The 15,378-nt window shown below is 63.4% G+C and carries 13 protein-coding genes; 2 read left to right on the top strand and 11 right to left on the bottom strand.

The annotated features are described in order from the left end of the window. Positions 1-217: 217 nt before the first annotated feature. The 4 genes from B9A15_RS16780 to B9A15_RS16765 form a co-directional block, all read right to left on the bottom strand. Positions 218-1,546: an aspartate aminotransferase family protein gene (locus B9A15_RS16780; protein ID WP_084411734.1), complete on the bottom strand. Its 1,329-nt coding sequence runs from the start codon at positions 1,544-1,546 to the stop codon at positions 218-220. Positions 1,547-1,640: 94 nt separating this feature from the next. Then, positions 1,641-2,741, bottom strand: a complete 1,101-nt coding sequence (locus B9A15_RS16775) for a phosphotransferase (protein WP_244557007.1) — start codon at positions 2,739-2,741, stop codon at positions 1,641-1,643. Positions 2,742-2,800: 59 nt separating this feature from the next. Next, positions 2,801-3,469, bottom strand: coding sequence for a haloacid dehalogenase type II (locus tag B9A15_RS16770; RefSeq protein ID WP_084411674.1), 669 nt, complete (start codon positions 3,467-3,469; stop codon positions 2,801-2,803). 227 nt (positions 3,470-3,696) lie between these two features. Next, entirely contained in the window at positions 3,697-4,173 is a 477-nt protein-coding gene (locus B9A15_RS16765) for an Lrp/AsnC family transcriptional regulator (RefSeq protein WP_084411673.1), read from the bottom strand. Positions 4,174-4,588: 415 nt separating this feature from the next. Between B9A15_RS16765 and B9A15_RS16760 the strand changes: the two genes are divergently transcribed. Next, entirely contained in the window at positions 4,589-5,074 is a 486-nt protein-coding gene (locus tag B9A15_RS16760; RefSeq protein ID WP_244557006.1) for a peptidase associated/transthyretin-like domain-containing protein, read from the top strand. A 1-nt stretch (position 5,075) separates the two neighbouring features. After that, the gene (locus B9A15_RS16755) at positions 5,076-5,696 is read left to right on the top strand and encodes a ferric reductase-like transmembrane domain-containing protein (protein ID WP_084411671.1); all 621 of its coding nucleotides are present in this window, start codon (positions 5,076-5,078) and stop codon (positions 5,694-5,696) included. Positions 5,697-5,865: 169 nt separating this feature from the next. On the opposite strand, the gene B9A15_RS16750 is transcribed toward B9A15_RS16755, so the two are convergent. The 7 genes from B9A15_RS16750 to B9A15_RS16720 all read right to left on the bottom strand — a co-directional run bounded on the left by B9A15_RS16750 (position 5,866) and on the right by B9A15_RS16720 (position 15,341). Next, complete coding sequence (locus B9A15_RS16750) at positions 5,866-6,510, bottom strand: LysE family translocator (RefSeq protein ID WP_084411670.1); 645 nt, start codon at positions 6,508-6,510, stop codon at positions 5,866-5,868. A 477-nt stretch (positions 6,511-6,987) separates the two neighbouring features. Continuing rightward, on the bottom strand, positions 6,988-7,923 hold the full coding sequence (locus B9A15_RS16745; RefSeq protein ID WP_084411669.1) for a ParB/RepB/Spo0J family partition protein: 936 nt from the start codon (positions 7,921-7,923) through the stop codon (positions 6,988-6,990). Between the two features lie 124 nt (positions 7,924-8,047). Continuing rightward, positions 8,048-8,833, bottom strand: a complete 786-nt coding sequence (locus B9A15_RS16740; protein WP_084411732.1) for a ParA family protein — start codon at positions 8,831-8,833, stop codon at positions 8,048-8,050. Between the two features lie 329 nt (positions 8,834-9,162). Beyond that, complete coding sequence (gene rsmG / locus B9A15_RS16735; RefSeq protein WP_084411668.1) at positions 9,163-9,939, bottom strand: 16S rRNA (guanine(527)-N(7))-methyltransferase RsmG; 777 nt, start codon at positions 9,937-9,939, stop codon at positions 9,163-9,165. Next, positions 9,929-11,854, bottom strand: coding sequence for a tRNA uridine-5-carboxymethylaminomethyl(34) synthesis enzyme MnmG (mnmG, locus tag B9A15_RS16730; protein ID WP_244557005.1), 1,926 nt, complete (start codon positions 11,852-11,854; stop codon positions 9,929-9,931). Before mnmG ends, rsmG begins: the two co-directional genes overlap by 11 nt. 250 nt (positions 11,855-12,104) lie before the next feature. Beyond that, complete coding sequence (locus B9A15_RS16725) at positions 12,105-14,219, bottom strand: WecB/TagA/CpsF family glycosyltransferase (protein ID WP_170923339.1); 2,115 nt, start codon at positions 14,217-14,219, stop codon at positions 12,105-12,107. Positions 14,220-14,501: 282 nt separating this feature from the next. Next, entirely contained in the window at positions 14,502-15,341 is an 840-nt protein-coding gene (locus tag B9A15_RS16720) for an MOSC domain-containing protein (protein ID WP_084411666.1), read from the bottom strand. Positions 15,342-15,378 lie beyond the last annotated feature (37 nt).

Genomic DNA, 15,378 nt, shown 5'->3' with positions numbered 1-15,378 from the left:
CGCGCAGCAGAAGCTTCTGCAGGCCACGGCCAAATCGGCATTTTCCACTCGTCATCCGGTGCCCCGTCGCAGGCCTGCTCGACGCGGAGTCCACAGTTCCCAGGGAAAGGCCGAAGGGCGCGAAAATCGATCGCAAACGGGTGGGCACCACTTTCTGCCTCGCAAGGGTTCACCCTGCCTTTCGATAAGGCATGGCACGGCGTCTCCAACCCGTCCCTCACGCCGAAAGCCTCTGCAATCCGGTGGCGAGCGCCTCCAGAAACCGGTCCACATGGGCGGCTTCGCAGACCAGCGGCGGACGAACCTTCAGTGTATCCTCATTGGCGCCGCAGGTGCTGATCAGGACGCCGTCGTCGCGCAACAGATTGACCAGATCGAGCGCCATCGCCCGGCGCTCGCCGGGCGACATCGCGTCCCGTCCGATGTCGATGCCGAAGAAGAGACCCGCATGGCGCACCGCGCGGATGGCGTCCGACTGGCCGGCAAGGACATCGAGGCCGGATGCGAGGCGCTCGCCCATGGCAAGCGCATTCTCCATGATCCCGTCGCGCTGAAGAATGGTGAGCACGGCGTCGGCCGTCGCGATGCCGACGGTATTGCCGGCAAAGGTGTTCGAATAGCGCGCCGTCGCGCCGAACCGGTCCATATGCGCCCGGCGTCCGACCACGGCGCCGATCGGATAGCCGTTGCCCATCGGCTTTCCGAGCGTTGCGAGATCCGGCGCCACATCGTGGCGTTCGAAGCCCCACATATGGGAGCCGGTGCGCCCGAAACCGGGCTGGACCTCGTCGGCGATGAAGAGCCCGCCCGCCTCGCGCACGGCCTCGACCGCGCCGGCGATGAAGCCGGGCGGGTCCAGCCACACGCCATCGCTGGAAAAGATACTGTCGATCAGAAGCGCCGCGACGCCGATGCCGCGCCGGTCGAGATCGCGAATGGCGGCCCTGACCTCTGCCTCGAAAAAGGCGGCGGCATTCGCTTCGTCGATCCCGGACGGTCCGGGCAGGTTGACCATGCGCACCGATGGGCTGAGCTTCACCGCATCGCCGAGATTGGGCGACACCGCCGCAGCGGCCGCGCTCGTGCCGTGATAGGCATAGGAGGAGACGATCACCCCGTCCGCGCCGCTGACCAGCCGGGCGATGCGCAGGGCGAGATCGTTCGACTCGCTGCCCGTGCAGGTGAAGACGACCCGGTCGAGCGCGCTCGGGAAGGTGGCGATGAGGCGCTCGGCATAATCGACGAGGCGCGGTTCCAGATAGCGCGTATTGGCGCTGAGCCGCCCGGCCTGCTCGGCCATGGCGGCGGTGACCTCCGGGTGGCAGTGACCAAGGGAGGGAACATTGTTGTAAAAGTCGAGAGTGGCCCTGCCATCGGGGTCGTAAAGCCACATGCCTTCGCCGCGCACGAAATGGACGGGGCGTCGATATTGCAGGCGGTAGGAGGAACCGAGCACGTGATCGCGGCGAGCGATCAGATCCGCCTCGCGCTTCGGCAGGCTGGCCTCGCCAGGCCTGTAGCGATTGGGCATTAGGTCTTCGGCCATGGCGGATTTACCCTGTTCGATGGGGAGGAAAAGAGCCTGCTCGGGCGCCTTGCGACGCGCCATCCGGCGGGCGAGCGAAGGGGCGCTCCGGGCATCATCGCGAGCTTGCGGCAAGAGCTGCGCGAACGGCCGCCTCCCCCTCGCCCGGGCTCAGCCTGTCGAGAATGGCGAGACCGGTTTTAGCGCGGGCGACATTCTTCATGATGTAGGCGGTCTCGCCGGGAAAGAGGCTCGCCCGCCAGTGATTGATCAGGATCAGCGCGCTTTGGCGGGCCTTCATCAGCCCGACCAGGAGCGTGGTTTCCAGCTTGGACAGCGGCAGGATGGAGGCATACCCCGCGATCAGATGCTCCGCGCCGCCGAGCGGACTGGCAGGGTCGGCGACCTGATGGCTCGCCGCGATGGCAAGGTCCTGGATTTGGGGTCCGAAGCCGCCATCGCCGAAATCGATGAAGGCGATTCTCTCCCCTGCTGCGAGCGTGTTGAAGGGGCTCGGATCATTGTGGGTGACCTGCCATGGGACGTCGCAGAGAGCCGGTTCGACGCGGCGGAGATAGTCCCTCATCGCCCGAGCGACGGCCTGCCCCATTTCTCCCTCGGGCAGATGGCGCTCCAATTCGATCAGGCGGGGCCAGCAGCCGATATGCCAGAGGACCGGACGACGGGCGCCCGGCAGATCATCATGAACCGCCAGCGCGCGATCAAGGTGGGCGAGCGCCCGGCCGCAGCGATCAAGAAGGTCGGGCGAGCGGGCTTCGCGGTGAAGGGGCACGCCCTCGACAAGGCTCTGCAGATAGCCCGAAGCGCCCGCCTCCTCGAACATCGCGGCGCCATCGAGGGTCCGAATGATCGTCGGCGCAACGAAGCCCTTTGAACCTTCGAGAGCGCTGAGCGCGGCGGACTGGAAGCGGAAGCTCTCGACCGCCGGTTTCTCACGGGCGGTCTTGAAGATCAGCCGCTCGCCGGTGGGAAACCGAATTTCGGCCGTCTGCTCGACCTCCGAGGAGAGGATTTCGATCTCTCCCGACAGGCCGTAATGGCGCCAAAGGAGCGCCCCCAGCGCATCGATCTCGAGGATGCCGGGCGATGTGGCAAGGGCGCTCATGGCGGCTTCGACATGAGATTGGCTAAAAGACGCAAGGCCGATCGGCTTTTCGGACTTTTCAACGCAGCCGGCCTGGTTTTCGACACGCAAGAAGCGGCTCCCTAACGGCGCGTGGAACGCGGCGGCCGAACGATCTTGTGCCGCCGGTCTCAGAGACCGACGACGCCCGGCAGATGCCGGATGTCGGGGATCTCGGTATAGCCGTAATAGGGATTGGCCGGCTCGTGGCCGCGATTGACCCACACCTTGTTCTTGATGCCGAGATCATGGGCGGACATCAGATCGTATCGGAAGGAGGAGGAGACGTGAAGGATATCCTCCGGGCCGCAGTTCAGCATGTCGAACATATATTCGAAGGCCTTGAAATGCGGCTTGTAGGCGCCCGCCTGCTCGGCCGTGTAGACAGCATGGAAGGGCGCGCCGAGCTTGGCCACATTGTCGTGGATCTGCGCGTCCATCGAATTGGTGAGGGTGACGAGCGGGATCTCCTTGGCGACCCTGGCAAGCCCCTCCGGCACGTCGGCATGGGGGCCCCAGCTCGGGACGCGCTCATAGATGTTCTGCGCGTTCTCGGGTTTGAAGGCGACGCCATTACGCTTGCAGGTCCGCTCGAGCGCGTTGTGAACCACGTCCGCATAGGGCTGCCAGTCCTTCATCACCTCGTCGAGCCGATAGGCGGAGAAATCGGCGATGAAGGCCTGCATCTGAGGCTCGGAGAGCTCGCTGCCGTATAGATCGCGCGCCGCTTCCGCCATCTGGAAGTGGATCAGGGTGCCGTGGCAGTCGAAGGTGATATATTTCGGGCGGAAATCGGTCATGCGGGGGGACCCTTTTCGTCGGCCGTGCAGCCTATTGAAGCGATGCGACGACGGTAGGACCGAACGGGCCGGACGGATGACCGATTTCAGCGATCTTCGAGCAGGAAATGCCGTTTAACGGTGAGATTTCGGCATAATGGCCTAGACGCTCGATTGATGGGACTCAACGGGGCGCACCGGGCCCTTGCCCTGGGAGAGCCCCAAGACCTGGCCCGACCCCAATCCCATCAGAGCGGGAACAGCGTCCTGAGCGGCAGATGGGCGCGCACGATCGGCGACTTCAGGACGACGAAGCTGAAATATTTGTCGATGCCGATATCCAGGCTCGACAGGCGCTCCATGATCTCCTGATATTCGCTGATCCCGGCGGCGACAACTTTGAGAAGATAGTCGTAGCCACCGGAGACGAGATGGCACTCGACCACTTCTTCCACCTTGTCGACGGCGGCCAGAAATCGGGCGAAATCGATCTGCTGATGGTTCTTCAGCGTCACCTCGGTGAAGACGGTGAGGGTCTGCCCCAGTTTGGCGACGTTGATCTGCGCCGAGTAGCCAGAAATATAGCCCTCCGCCTGCAGTTTCTTCACGCGCATGAGGCAGGGACTGGCGGAAAGATTGACCAGTTTGGCGAGTTCGACATTGGTGACACGACCGTTCTTCTGCAATTCGTGCAGAATCTTGATGTCGATACGGTCAAGTTTCATGGATGCGATCCGGACCTCAAATCACAATGACGGCCGCATGGCGGACTCTGCCCCACGCTAAGCAGCCCGGCCTTTCCTGTCGATTGGATTTGCGAAGATATCCTCGCCCGCCCCCGGCTTGTTTCGAAATTCGGCGCGGGATTCAAGGTCGATCGCCTCTGTCGGACCACATAGGGTGCCCGGGTGATTCAGTCGGGCTCCGTATCAAGGCCCGCCAGGCCTTGTCGGGCCTGGCTATTGGTCCGGCAAGGCCTAGCCCAGCGCGCGAAAGCGTCGGGGCCATCCTCAAAACTCCGTTAGATCGCAAGAGCTTGTTCTTGCGATCATAGTCTCGTCCAGTCCACACCGCATATTGTGGGACCGGAGACAGAAAGTTCACGACCGACATGGAGCGTCCTGCATGTTTCGAACCCCGATGAACCGTCGGACCCTTCTCTCAGCGGGAGCGGCCGGCGCCGGCGCCCTTCTGGCGATGGGAACATCCAGCCACTTCGTTCCCGCTCGCGCAGCAGGGCTTGCGCCGACGCCCTCCATGCGCGGCGGATCGAACAATTACCGTCCCGGCGCTCCGATCGTCGAGCGGATCGGCAATGGTGGCTTCTGGATGACCGGCAGCGTTCGCCGGGCGGGAGACGGCGCGCCTTTGGAAGGCATCCGCATCCAGATCTGGGCCCATACGACGGAAGGCTATGAGCGCGATCCCGAAAGCCATGGTGCAACGCTGACCGGCGCCGACGGGACCTTCCGGCTGGAAATGCCGCAGATCGTGCCGGCCTTCGGGCAGCCCCATGGGCATCTCGCCTATGACGGCGATGCCTATGAGACCGTGTTCCTGCGCCCGGTCATGCCGAGCCCGCGCGATACGAGCCTCAACGCCGATTTTGTCCTTCAGCCCGTCTGACATGGGGTCGAAAATTCGCGGAATTCTAATCTGGGGCGCCTTGGTGATCGCCATCGTCGCCCCGATCACGATCGCAGCGACGAGCGACTATCTCGCCTATCGAAGCGGGATCTATATCGCGGCCGGCTTTGCCGGGATCGTCGCGATGGCGCTCATTCTCATCCAACCGCTGCTGGCGGCCGGGTATCTGCCGGGCCTCGCCATGCTTCGAGGCCGCCGCCTGCATCACTGGGTTGGGGCAAGCCTCGTCATCGCGATCCTCGCCCATGTAGGCGGGCTTTGGCTGACGAGCCCGCCCGACGTGATCGACGCCCTGACATTCACCTCGCCGACGCCCTTTTCCGACTTCGGCGTTCTCGCCATGTGGGGCCTCTTCGCAGCTGCCGCGCTCGCGGGCTTTCGCAAGACCCTGCGCATCCGCCCGGCCGTCTTCCGCTTCGCCCACACGGCGCTTGCCGTTTTCGTAGTCGTCACAGGTTCGGCCCATGCTCTCTTGATCGAAGGCACCATGGGCACGACCTCCAAAATCGCTCTATGCGCTCTCGCTCTCGCCGCAACGGTCAAAGCCATCGCGGATCTGCGCAGTTGGGCGCTCCTGACGCGCCGCCGACGCCGGGCCTGAAGCACTAGGCAGGATGGTGCTTGCCCTGTCGTGCCATTGCCTTGCGCGCCGCTCTTTCGGGCCATTGTCGACAGAACGGACCCAGCGACATGGGTGAACCGTCGAGGCCGATCAGCTGACACATCCCGCCGAGCGAGGAGGCGCGGAGCGGGGGGACGCCGCAGCGGTTTCAACGCGCTTGGGTGAAGAGGATGCGGAAGGCGAAGGCCGAGAAGACCCCGGCAAAGAGCCAATCGATGACGCGCATCACCTTCGGACGAGCCTTCAAGGCACTTGCAAAGCGATCGGCGGCGAAAATCATCGCCACCGAGAAGGGTATGGCGAGAAGCAGGAAATAGACGCCGAGAAAAATCAGCTTGCCCGTCACATGCGGATCGCGCGCCGAGACGAATTGCGGAAGGAAGGTCACGAAGAAGAGGATGATCTTCGGATTGAGAAGATTGATCCCGATCCCGGTCAGCCAATGGGCGGAAAGCGGCCGGGGCTTGATACGCTTGGAGGGTTCAAGCTGGAACGATGATCCCTTGAAGAGCGCCTGAAGCGCAAGAAAGACGAGATAGGCCGCACCTGCGATCTTCAGCGCTAGAAAGGCCTCCGGCGAGGCCGCGATCAGGGCGGAAATGCCGAAGGCCGCAAGGCTCGTATGGATGAGGATACCGGTCGAGGCGCCCAGCATCGCCATGATCCCGGCCGAACGCCCCTCCGAGAGCGTTCGCCCCAGAAAGAGCGTCATGTCCGGACCGGGGGTGATCGTCAGCACGAAGGCGGCCAGGGAAAAGGCGAGGAGGGTCGAGAGATCCGGCAGAAAGCTCATGGGGAAAACCCTGGTCGAAGAGCGCATTTCATTGATAGGCGACGACAATGTCCGAGGCCGAACCCCATGGGGTTGGACAAAGCCGATTGGCGATTCCGCTCATAGCATAGATGCGGCCTCGGCTTGCGCGGTTATCGATCCCTTCGCCCAAGCTATACGAGAGTCTCTTCAAACGGCATCGATCGAGGACTCGGTCCGTGGTCCACCGGCGTCATCTCGTAAACCAATGTCGGGCTGCGAATTTCGAAGGTGAGACCGATCCTTTGGCGCTTCGTCATCCTCGTACTCGAAGAGTGCGGGGACCATGCCATCACCGTATGAGCGGCATTCGGGCGGAGGACTTTGCACGAAGCTGGCCGCAATCGCTTGTGGTGATCAACCTTCGAGGCATGCGTCCCCGGCCCTGGCGGGCGGAGGATGACGACGGTTCTTAAAGCCTCGACCAATCGTCCGCCGTTTTGATCTGACATAATAAGACTAATCGTCGAGGCCGATCCGAGCGAGAATGCGCTGCAGCTCTTCGGCGGACCCGTATTCAATACGGATCGAACCCTTGTTCGGCTTGCCTTTGACCTTGACGGCAAGATCCAGACGCGCGGCCAATCGGCGCTCGATCTCGGCGAGATGGGCGTTCGGGGTCGGTGCCCGCCGCTCCCGTGCGGGGCTCTCCGCCGGATCCTCGTCGTCCTGACCATTGCCGGCCGTGCGGGCGAGTTCCTCGGCTTGGCGGACGGATAATCCGTCTTCCACGATGGCGCGGGCCACACGCTCGGGGTTCTCGGCATTGACCAGCGTCCGGGCCGCCCCGGCGCTTAACTTGCCCTCGACGACCATCGCGCGAACGCTTTCGGGCAGACGCAACAGGCGGAGCGTGTTCGCCACATGGCTCCGGCTCTTGCCAAGTCCCTCGGCAAGATCGGCCTGGGTATAGCCGTGCTCGTCGATCAGCCGCTCATAGGCAAGCGCCTCTTCAATGGCGTTGAGGTCGGTTCGCTGGACGTTCTCGATCAGCGCGATCTCGATCGACTGGCGGTCGTCGATGTCGCGAAGGACGATCGGGACTTCCTTGAGTTCGGCGGCTTTCGCCGCCCGAAACCGTCGCTCGCCCGCAACGATCTCGAAGCCGCCTTCGCGGTCCGGATCGGGACGCACGAGCAGCGGCTGAACGATGCCGTGCTTGCGCACGGAGGCCGTCAGATCCGCGAGATCGTCCTCCGAGAAGGTGCGGCGCGGATTGTTGGGATTGGGCACGACGCGATCGAGAGCGACGACGCGCTCGGCCTGCATCGGCACCGCGCTCTCGGCCTCCGGCACCTTATTGGCTGCGGCCGGGCGGAACCCGCCGTGATTGCCGGGTCCGATCAGCGATGCGAGGCCCCGCCCCAATCTCTGCCGTGAACGATCTTCACTCATGCGCCCGACGTCCTGCCGTCATCGTCTTCTGCATCGCCGAGCCGCCATGGTACACGGCGTCCCCGATGCGAAATGTTTCACGTGGAACAGGGCTGTCCGCCCTGCCCTGCCATCCTTTGATCCCTCAGGCGGCAGCCAACTGCTTTTCGCGTTGGATGATCTCGGAGGCAAGGGCGATATAGGCCTGACTGCCCGGACACTTCATATCGTAAAGGATCGCCGGCTTGCCGAAGGACGGCGCTTCCGAGACACGGACATTGCGCGGAATGACCGTCTGATAGACGCTATCGCCCATGAAGGAGCGCACATCGCGCACGACCTGCGCGGCCAGATTGTTGCGCCCGTCGAACATGGTCAGCACGATGCCATGGAGATCGAGCTCGGGATTGAGGCTGTCGCGCACCTCTTCCACCGTCTGAAGAAGCTGGCTGAGACCCTCCAAAGCAAAGAACTCGCATTGCAGAGGAACGAGCACGGAATTGGCCGCCGCCATCGCATTGATCGTCAGAAGGTTCAGCGACGGCGGGCAGTCGACCAGAACGAAATCATACTTCGCCCCCGCCGCCGCGTGACGATCCAGCGCATCGCGCAGGCGATAAGCGCGGCGATCGGCCGTCGATATCTCCATTTCAAGACCGAGAAGATCGAGCGTCGAGGGGACGATCGACAAAGCCGGCACGGCCGTTTCCAGCGCCGCTTCGTCGATGGACGCCCCCTGGGTCAGGACGTCATAGGACGAGATTTCCCGCTCGTCCTTCTCGATGCCGAGCCCTGTCGAGGCGTTGCCCTGGGGGTCGAGATCGATCAAGAGCGACCGCTTGCCGATCGCCGCGAGAGCGGTGGCGAGATTGATGGCCGTCGTCGTCTTGCCGACGCCGCCCTTCTGATTAGCGATGGTAATGACCCGCATCGATGGTTCCGCGATCCTGTCCATCGGTTCTTGCCGTCAAGGATAACCCAAGACGGGCGAAAAGCGACACGCCTTTTCGGCATAGCTCCCGCGCGAACCAGATTGCGACCGGCAAGCCGGTCTCTCACAGCTCCCTCGAATGATAAGCGATCCATCCAAACCGCCCAGCATTCTCAATTCCTTTAGTGACACGCCGGTGGGTGGAAGGCCTCCCCCCGTCTCCGTCCGGCGCCTTGGTGCCGGCGCGATCGAATTGAGATCGGCGCACGGCAGATAATCCTGAATGGCATCAACCAGGCTCAGCGCCGACGCCGTTCTGGCAAGCAAGCTCAGCGCCGTTCGATCGCACCGAGCTCGAGAACGACAGAGCCATCCTTCAGCATCGAATCATGCTTTACCATTTCGAAACGCCAAAGGGCAGACGCCGCCTCGATTTCCTCCCCATGTGTTTCCCCTTTCGCAAAGAAACACTTGGCCTCGGGTTTCGCATGCGGCTCGACCATCGCCAGAAGCTCCGAGAGCGAAGCAAGGGCACGGGCGGTCACGACATCGGCGCTGGAAAGCACAGGGCCGACAGCCTCGATCCGCTCGGCATGGACAGCGCCGGAAAGGCCCAATTCACGCATGACCGCGCGCAGAAAAGCGGCCTTCTTGCCATTGCTCTCGACGAGGTCGATATGGGCGTCGGGCCGCTCGATCGCGATAATCAATCCAGGCAGGCCGCCGCCGGAGCCGAGATCGGCGCAGCGCTGGAACGGTGGCAGAAGCTGTTCCAGTTGCAGCGAGTCCGCAATATGCCGCTCCCAGACCGCGCCGAGCGTCGCGGGCGCGATCAGATTGATCCGGCGCTGCCATTCTGTAAGAAGGGTGACATAGCGGTCGAGCCGCTCTTCGGTTTCACGTGAAACATCGAAGCGATCGAGAAAGGCAGCGCGTCCTGCGCGCTGGGCATCGGCTACTGCGCGCGGATCGCGTGACGCCGGCTTGCGCTTTCCCGCTGACTTTACAGCGCCCGAACGAGTCCGCGATCCGCGATCGGCGCCGAACCCGGCCTGACCTCTACCCTGTCCCGATCCACCAGTCCGGGGCCCATCGTCACGCGGCATCGGCCATCTCGCTTCGACGAATAGCGACAAGGAGGATGGCAAGCGCCGCCGGCGTCATGCCGTCGATCCGCTCGGCCTCGGCAAGGCTCACCGGGCGACGCTGTCGAAGCTTCTGGCGCAGCTCGTTGGAGAGGCCCGGAAGTGCTTCAATGTCGAGGCCATCAGGGATGAGACGATTCTCGTCCTGGCGCAGCCGCTCCTGATCGCGCTTCTGGCGATCGAGATAGACGTCATAGGCCGCCTCGATCTCGATGCGCTCGCGAACCGGAGCTGCAATGGCTTGAATTTGCGGCCAAATCCTCGCCAATCGATCGAGATCGACATCCTTTTGGGACAGAAGCTGCCAAGCGGAGCGACGACGCCCGTCCTTATTGACTGAAAGGCCGTGGCTCTCCGCCTCGTTCGGTGTGACGCTGAGGCCTTCCAAGAGGTCACGCGCCTCAGACAGCGCCGCCTCGCTGCGGGTGAAGGCGTCCACGCGCTCAGGCCCGGCGAGACCGAGCCGGATCGCCAAAGGCGTCAGCCGCCGGTCGGCATTGTCGGCCCGCAGCGAGAGACGAAACTCGGCGCGCGACGTGAACATGCGATAGGGTTCGCTGACGCCATTCCGGGTGAGATCGTCCACCATGACACCGAGATAAGCATCGGCTCGGGTGATCGCCACCGGCTCCGCTTTGCCGGCAAAGCATGCGGCATTCAAGCCGGCTAACAACCCTTGCGCGGCTGCCTCTTCATAACCCGTCGTGCCATTGATCTGGCCGGCGAGATAGAGCCCTTGAGCACGGCGAACACTCAAGTGGCGATCGAGCTCGCGAGGGTCCACATGGTCATATTCGATCGCATAACCCGGCTTCAGGATCGTGACGCCCGAGAGCCCAGGGATCGACCGCAGGAAGGCTTCCTGAACGTCCTGCGGCAAAGACGTCGAGAGCCCGTTCGGATAGACCGTGTCGTCGTCGAGCCCTTCCGGCTCCAGGAAAATCTGGTGCCCGTCCCGATCCCCGAACTTGACGATCTTATCCTCGATAGAGGGACAATAGCGCGGGCCGACCCCCTCGATCTGGCCCGAATAAAGCGCCGACCGGGAGAGATTGTCGCGGATGATACGATGGGTCTCGCCCGTCGTGCGCGTCACGCCGCATTCGATTTGCGGATTGGCGATCCGGGTCGTGAGATAGGAAAAGGGAACCGGATCTTCGTCGGCCGCCTGGCGCTCGACTCTCTGCCAGTCGATGGTCTTGCCATCGAGCCGCGCGGGCGTCCCGGTCTTGAGGCGGCCGAGCTTGAGCCCCAGGCGCCGCAACGTCGCCGACAAACCGGTCGAGGCGTCCTCGCCCATTCGCCCGGCGGGAATACGCTCAGTTCCGATATGGATGAGACCGGACAGGAAGGTGCCGGTGGTCAGCACCACGGCGCCGCAGGCGATCCGGCGCCCATCGGCGAGGATCACGGCAGAGACCGCGCCCTCCTCGCCGATCTCCACATCGAAGACATCGCCTTCGACGACGGTGAGCTGGTCGTGATGGGCGATCTTGGCCTGCATGGCGGCGCGATAGAGCTTGCGATCGGCCTGGGTCCGGGGACCGCGAACCGCCGGGCCCTTGCGCCGATTGAGGAGGCGGAACTGGATGCCGGCGGCATCCGCCACCTCGCCCATGAGACCGCCCAGCGCATCCACTTCCCGTACGAGATGGCCTTTCCCGATCCCGCCGATCGCCGGATTGCAGCTCATCGCCCCGATCGTCTCGAAACGGTGGGTGACGAGAACGGTCGACGCGCCGAAGCGCGCCGAAGCGCTCGCCGCCTCGCAGCCGGCATGGCCGCCGCCGATGACAACGACATCGGCGTGAGACGGAAAGGGCCTCTCGGCATGCGGATTGGTGCTCGGATTGTGCGAGTTATGCGCGGTCATCATGTCCGTCCAGGATCGCGGAAGAAACGGGCCGCTTTGTAAGCGATCATATTCGGCATATGCCGACAGGCTCGGCCCTGAGGCGATCGTTGCGCGACCTATAAGACGTAAAGGCCGGCTGAGACAATGGTGGGGAACGGCAAGTGCGTCAGAGAGCGCCTCATTGGATCGACGTTAGCCGAGACTGTCGCCCCTCCGACAATCGAAAGAGGTGGTCGTTTGATTTATAAGCCGGCTTAACCCCTTGGGGGAGTTAAGCGGCCTCATCGCCGTCGATACAAGCTCTCGCTTGAACAGGCTTGCCCGGCTCGCCTAGGAGCATTCGGACCCGCGCCTGAATGATCTCGTCAAAGGCTGATCGCCGATCGCTCCACCAGCACAGTCCTTTCGAGCCCGTCTTCTCGTTATCGATGCCGGCGCCACCAAGGGCGGCCATCAGTTCGTGGGCCATCGCCTCAGCGCTCTCGGCGACCCGCACGCCCTCCGGCACCGTCTCGATGCCGCGCAGAGCGATCGGCGTCGCCACCGTCGGGCGTCCAAGGGCCAGCGTCTCGATCGTCTTGATCTGGATGCCCGAGCCGACGACGCTTGGGATCGCAACGACACGGCAATCGCGCAGGAAGGCCTCGGCATCAGGAACGAAGCCCGCAAAGTTCACAGGGCCCCTCACCGTGCCCGGCGCAAAATGGGTCTTGCCGCCGACCCGGATCGAGAGGCGGGGATCGAGATGGGGAACGACCTCGTCCAGAAACCAGTCGAGGCCCGCACGATTGACGTCCCAAGAAAAATTGCCGAGGAGGCCGATATCGGCGCTCGGCGGCTTGACGCTGCCCCCATCGAGGGCCAGGGCCGGTGTCTTGCCGGGCACCGGAACGACTTCGATCAGCGCTTCGGGATCGAGCCGGCGAAGGGCATCGGCATCGGCCTTTGTCAGCGCCCAGACGGCGCTCGCCCGATCGAGAACCACCTGTTCCATCCGTTTCAGCCGCAGGGCTTCCCGCCGATAGATCGCGGCCTTTGCCCGCGCCTTCAGGCTGCCGCGTCCGTTGTTCAACGCGCGCCTCCCATAATCGGCGTAAAGCTGGTGCTCGGCATTGTGCGCGACGAAAACGACCGGCAGGTCGCCGGGAATGATCGGAAGAAGCCAAGCCGACTGGGCATGATCGAGAACGACGAGATCGATGTTGCCCTCAGCGAGACGACCGACAGCCTCGCTCCGCATCTCGTCGGAGACGTATTTGGCGCTCGAATAGGCCTCGCCGCTGAGCGCTGCGCGCGCCATCCAGACCGCGGACTGAAGTTTTGCCTCGGCGCTTTCGATCGCCCGCTCGCCGGCAGAGGCGAAACCCTCGGGCAACGGCGCGTCGGAGCCGGAGCGGCGATAGGCAAGGACCTCCACGTCACAGCCGGCGCGGCGCAGAGCCTCGATGACATTCATCGAGCAGATCTCGCCCCCGCCCCTTTCTTCGTGCGGAAGCACAGTCGAGAGAAAGAGGACGCGCGGCGGCCTTGCGGTCTTTGAGACGGCGCCCGATGCGCCACCGCGCCGGGGACGCTCGAAAGGCAGGATTGCCGATGTCGGCGCGCCGGTGGGAGCCCTCCCACGGCGGCCACGCAGAACGTCTCTGGCAACCAAGGGAACGATCTTCGGACCCTTAACGAGATAGCGGCGGGCCATTCGCTTCGGATCGCTCGAAAGGCGATAGAGCCATTCGAGGCCGAGCCGCTGGAAGCCCTTGGGCGCACGCTTCTGGCGTCCGGTCAGAAAATCGACGCTGGCGCCGACGCAAAGCGCGACGCCATGGGTCCGCTTCGATGCCAGATCGCGCGCGAAGAATTCCTGTTTGGGAAAGGACAGGCAGACAAGGAGGATGTCCCACTCCGCCAGATTGGCGCGCTCGACCGTAGCCTGCCATTCGGGCGAGCCGACGGTGAGGCGCATCTCGGAGGCGATAAATGTCAGCGCAACCTCAGGATAGCGCTTGCGCAGAGCCTCGAAGGCCGCGCGTTCGGGCCCGACGACGCCAATGCGGATATCCGGCCGCAGCGGCGCGGATAGAAGGCTTTCCGTCAGGTCGGAGCCGGGACAAGGATGGAGCGTCACGCCGGCGGCGCGGCCGAGAAGGGCGAGAATACGGCTGTCGCAGATCTGCAGCGCGGCCGCATCATAAGCGCGAACGAGCGCACGATCGCCGCCATGATGATAGGAGACCACATGATCCACATTCGGGGTGACGACATAGCGATAGCCCCCGCCTTGGAGGGTCGCCGTCAGCGTTTTGCGGATTCCCGCGAGATCGGCATCGAGGAATCTGAGACCCAGAAAGTCGATCGTCTGCGCCGCTCGGCCGTCTGCCCTCGTGTCCATCCCATCCCGCCTTTTCGCTCGATCATACGGGCGGAGCGCCCAAAACCATGACATTGATTGAAATTTGAAGGGCCTAAGCGTCGCGCCAAAGCAATTCAGACAATTTCAGACACGAGATTTGGAGACATCTTATTATATGAGAACCCTTTTGCGTATTGTTTTCGGGATGTAGCGTAAATGCCGAAACTTTATTTCAAATGAATTGGAGGCCCGAGCGCCTCTGTGGCGCTCAAACCTGCAGTGGCGCAATCATCGAACGAATGCTGTTATGCGAACAACGGCTTAACGAACGACATCCGTGTCCCGGTGGGCGATCACCTCGACCCGGTCGCCCACATCCAGCCGTCCTTCGGAACGCGGCACGGCGTTCCAGCCAAAGAGAACGCCTGGCACCCGGCGGTCGGCCGACATGCGCATCTCGCGCAGGATCGTCAGGGGTTGATCGCCGGCAAAGCGCCCTTCCTGGGGATCGACCGTGGTGATCGCGCATCGGGCACAGGGTTTGACGAGATCGAGCATAAGGCTCCCGACCCGGATCGTCTCCCAGCCATCCTCGGCCCAGGCCTGCGCCCCGTCGATGACGAGATTGGGCCGAAAGCGGCTCATCGTCACCGGCTCATGGCCGTCATAGACGAGGCGGCTGTTGAGATCGCGCAAAGACGCGCTTGTCGTGATGAGATAGGGATACCCGTCGGCCAGCGAGACCGGGGCCGCGTCACCGGCCCATTCTGCATTGGCTACGCGCTCCAGCCTGTCCTGATAGACCAGTTGAACCTCTCGCCCCAGCCAGCGCGACAGCGCCTCATGGGTCGCCTCGTCGGCCAGCGCGACATCGACCTCGTCGCGCCAAATCGTGACCTTCGTCCGCTCTTCGCCGGTCGGGCGCGGCACGAAGCGCTCGCCCACATCGCCAAAGGTGAGGATGATCCCGTCTTCTTGAAGTTCGGAATGAAGCAGCGCGAGGCTCGGAATCTCGCGCTGGGTCAGGAAACGCCGCTTGGCGCGGTCCACCACCATCCAGCGCCGATCACCGGCAAGCCCCTGGCGCTGCAAGTCCGCATGGCTCAGATCGACGCCGCGACCGCTCTTGACCGGATAGATATGGATCGAGCCGAGATGCATGAAAGGTCTTTCCTTGGTCAAAGGGATTTAAGCCGAT

Source organism: Fulvimarina manganoxydans, from assembly GCF_900176465.1.
GTDB lineage: Bacteria > Pseudomonadota > Alphaproteobacteria > Rhizobiales > Rhizobiaceae > Fulvimarina > Fulvimarina manganoxydans.
The sequence above is the reverse complement of the archived record's forward strand: the minus strand, read 5'-3'. Positions and strand labels throughout refer to the sequence as shown.

Bases quoted from the DNA above. Each gene is read 5' to 3' on its own strand.
- B9A15_RS16780 (WP_084411734.1), bottom strand. From the start codon at position 1,546: ATGGCCGAAGACCTAATGCCCAATCGCTACAGGCCTGGCGAGGCCAGC.
- B9A15_RS16770 (WP_084411674.1), bottom strand. From the start codon at position 3,469: ATGACCGATTTCCGCCCGAAATATATCACCTTCGACTGCCACGGCACC.
- B9A15_RS16765 (WP_084411673.1), bottom strand. From the start codon at position 4,173: ATGAAACTTGACCGTATCGACATCAAGATTCTGCACGAATTGCAGAAG.
- B9A15_RS16760 (WP_244557006.1), top strand. From the start codon at position 4,589: ATGAACCGTCGGACCCTTCTCTCAGCGGGAGCGGCCGGCGCCGGCGCC.
- B9A15_RS16755 (WP_084411671.1), top strand. From the start codon at position 5,076: ATGGGGTCGAAAATTCGCGGAATTCTAATCTGGGGCGCCTTGGTGATC.
- B9A15_RS16750 (WP_084411670.1), bottom strand. From the start codon at position 6,510: ATGAGCTTTCTGCCGGATCTCTCGACCCTCCTCGCCTTTTCCCTGGCC.
- B9A15_RS16745 (WP_084411669.1), bottom strand. From the start codon at position 7,923: ATGAGTGAAGATCGTTCACGGCAGAGATTGGGGCGGGGCCTCGCATCG.
- B9A15_RS16740 (WP_084411732.1), bottom strand. From the start codon at position 8,833: ATGCGGGTCATTACCATCGCTAATCAGAAGGGCGGCGTCGGCAAGACG.
- rsmG (WP_084411668.1), bottom strand. From the start codon at position 9,939: ATGCCGCGTGACGATGGGCCCCGGACTGGTGGATCGGGACAGGGTAGA.
- mnmG (WP_244557005.1), bottom strand. From the start codon at position 11,854: ATGATGACCGCGCATAACTCGCACAATCCGAGCACCAATCCGCATGCC.
- B9A15_RS16725 (WP_170923339.1), bottom strand. From the start codon at position 14,219: ATGGACACGAGGGCAGACGGCCGAGCGGCGCAGACGATCGACTTTCTG.
- B9A15_RS16720 (WP_084411666.1), bottom strand. From the start codon at position 15,341: ATGCATCTCGGCTCGATCCATATCTATCCGGTCAAGAGCGGTCGCGGC.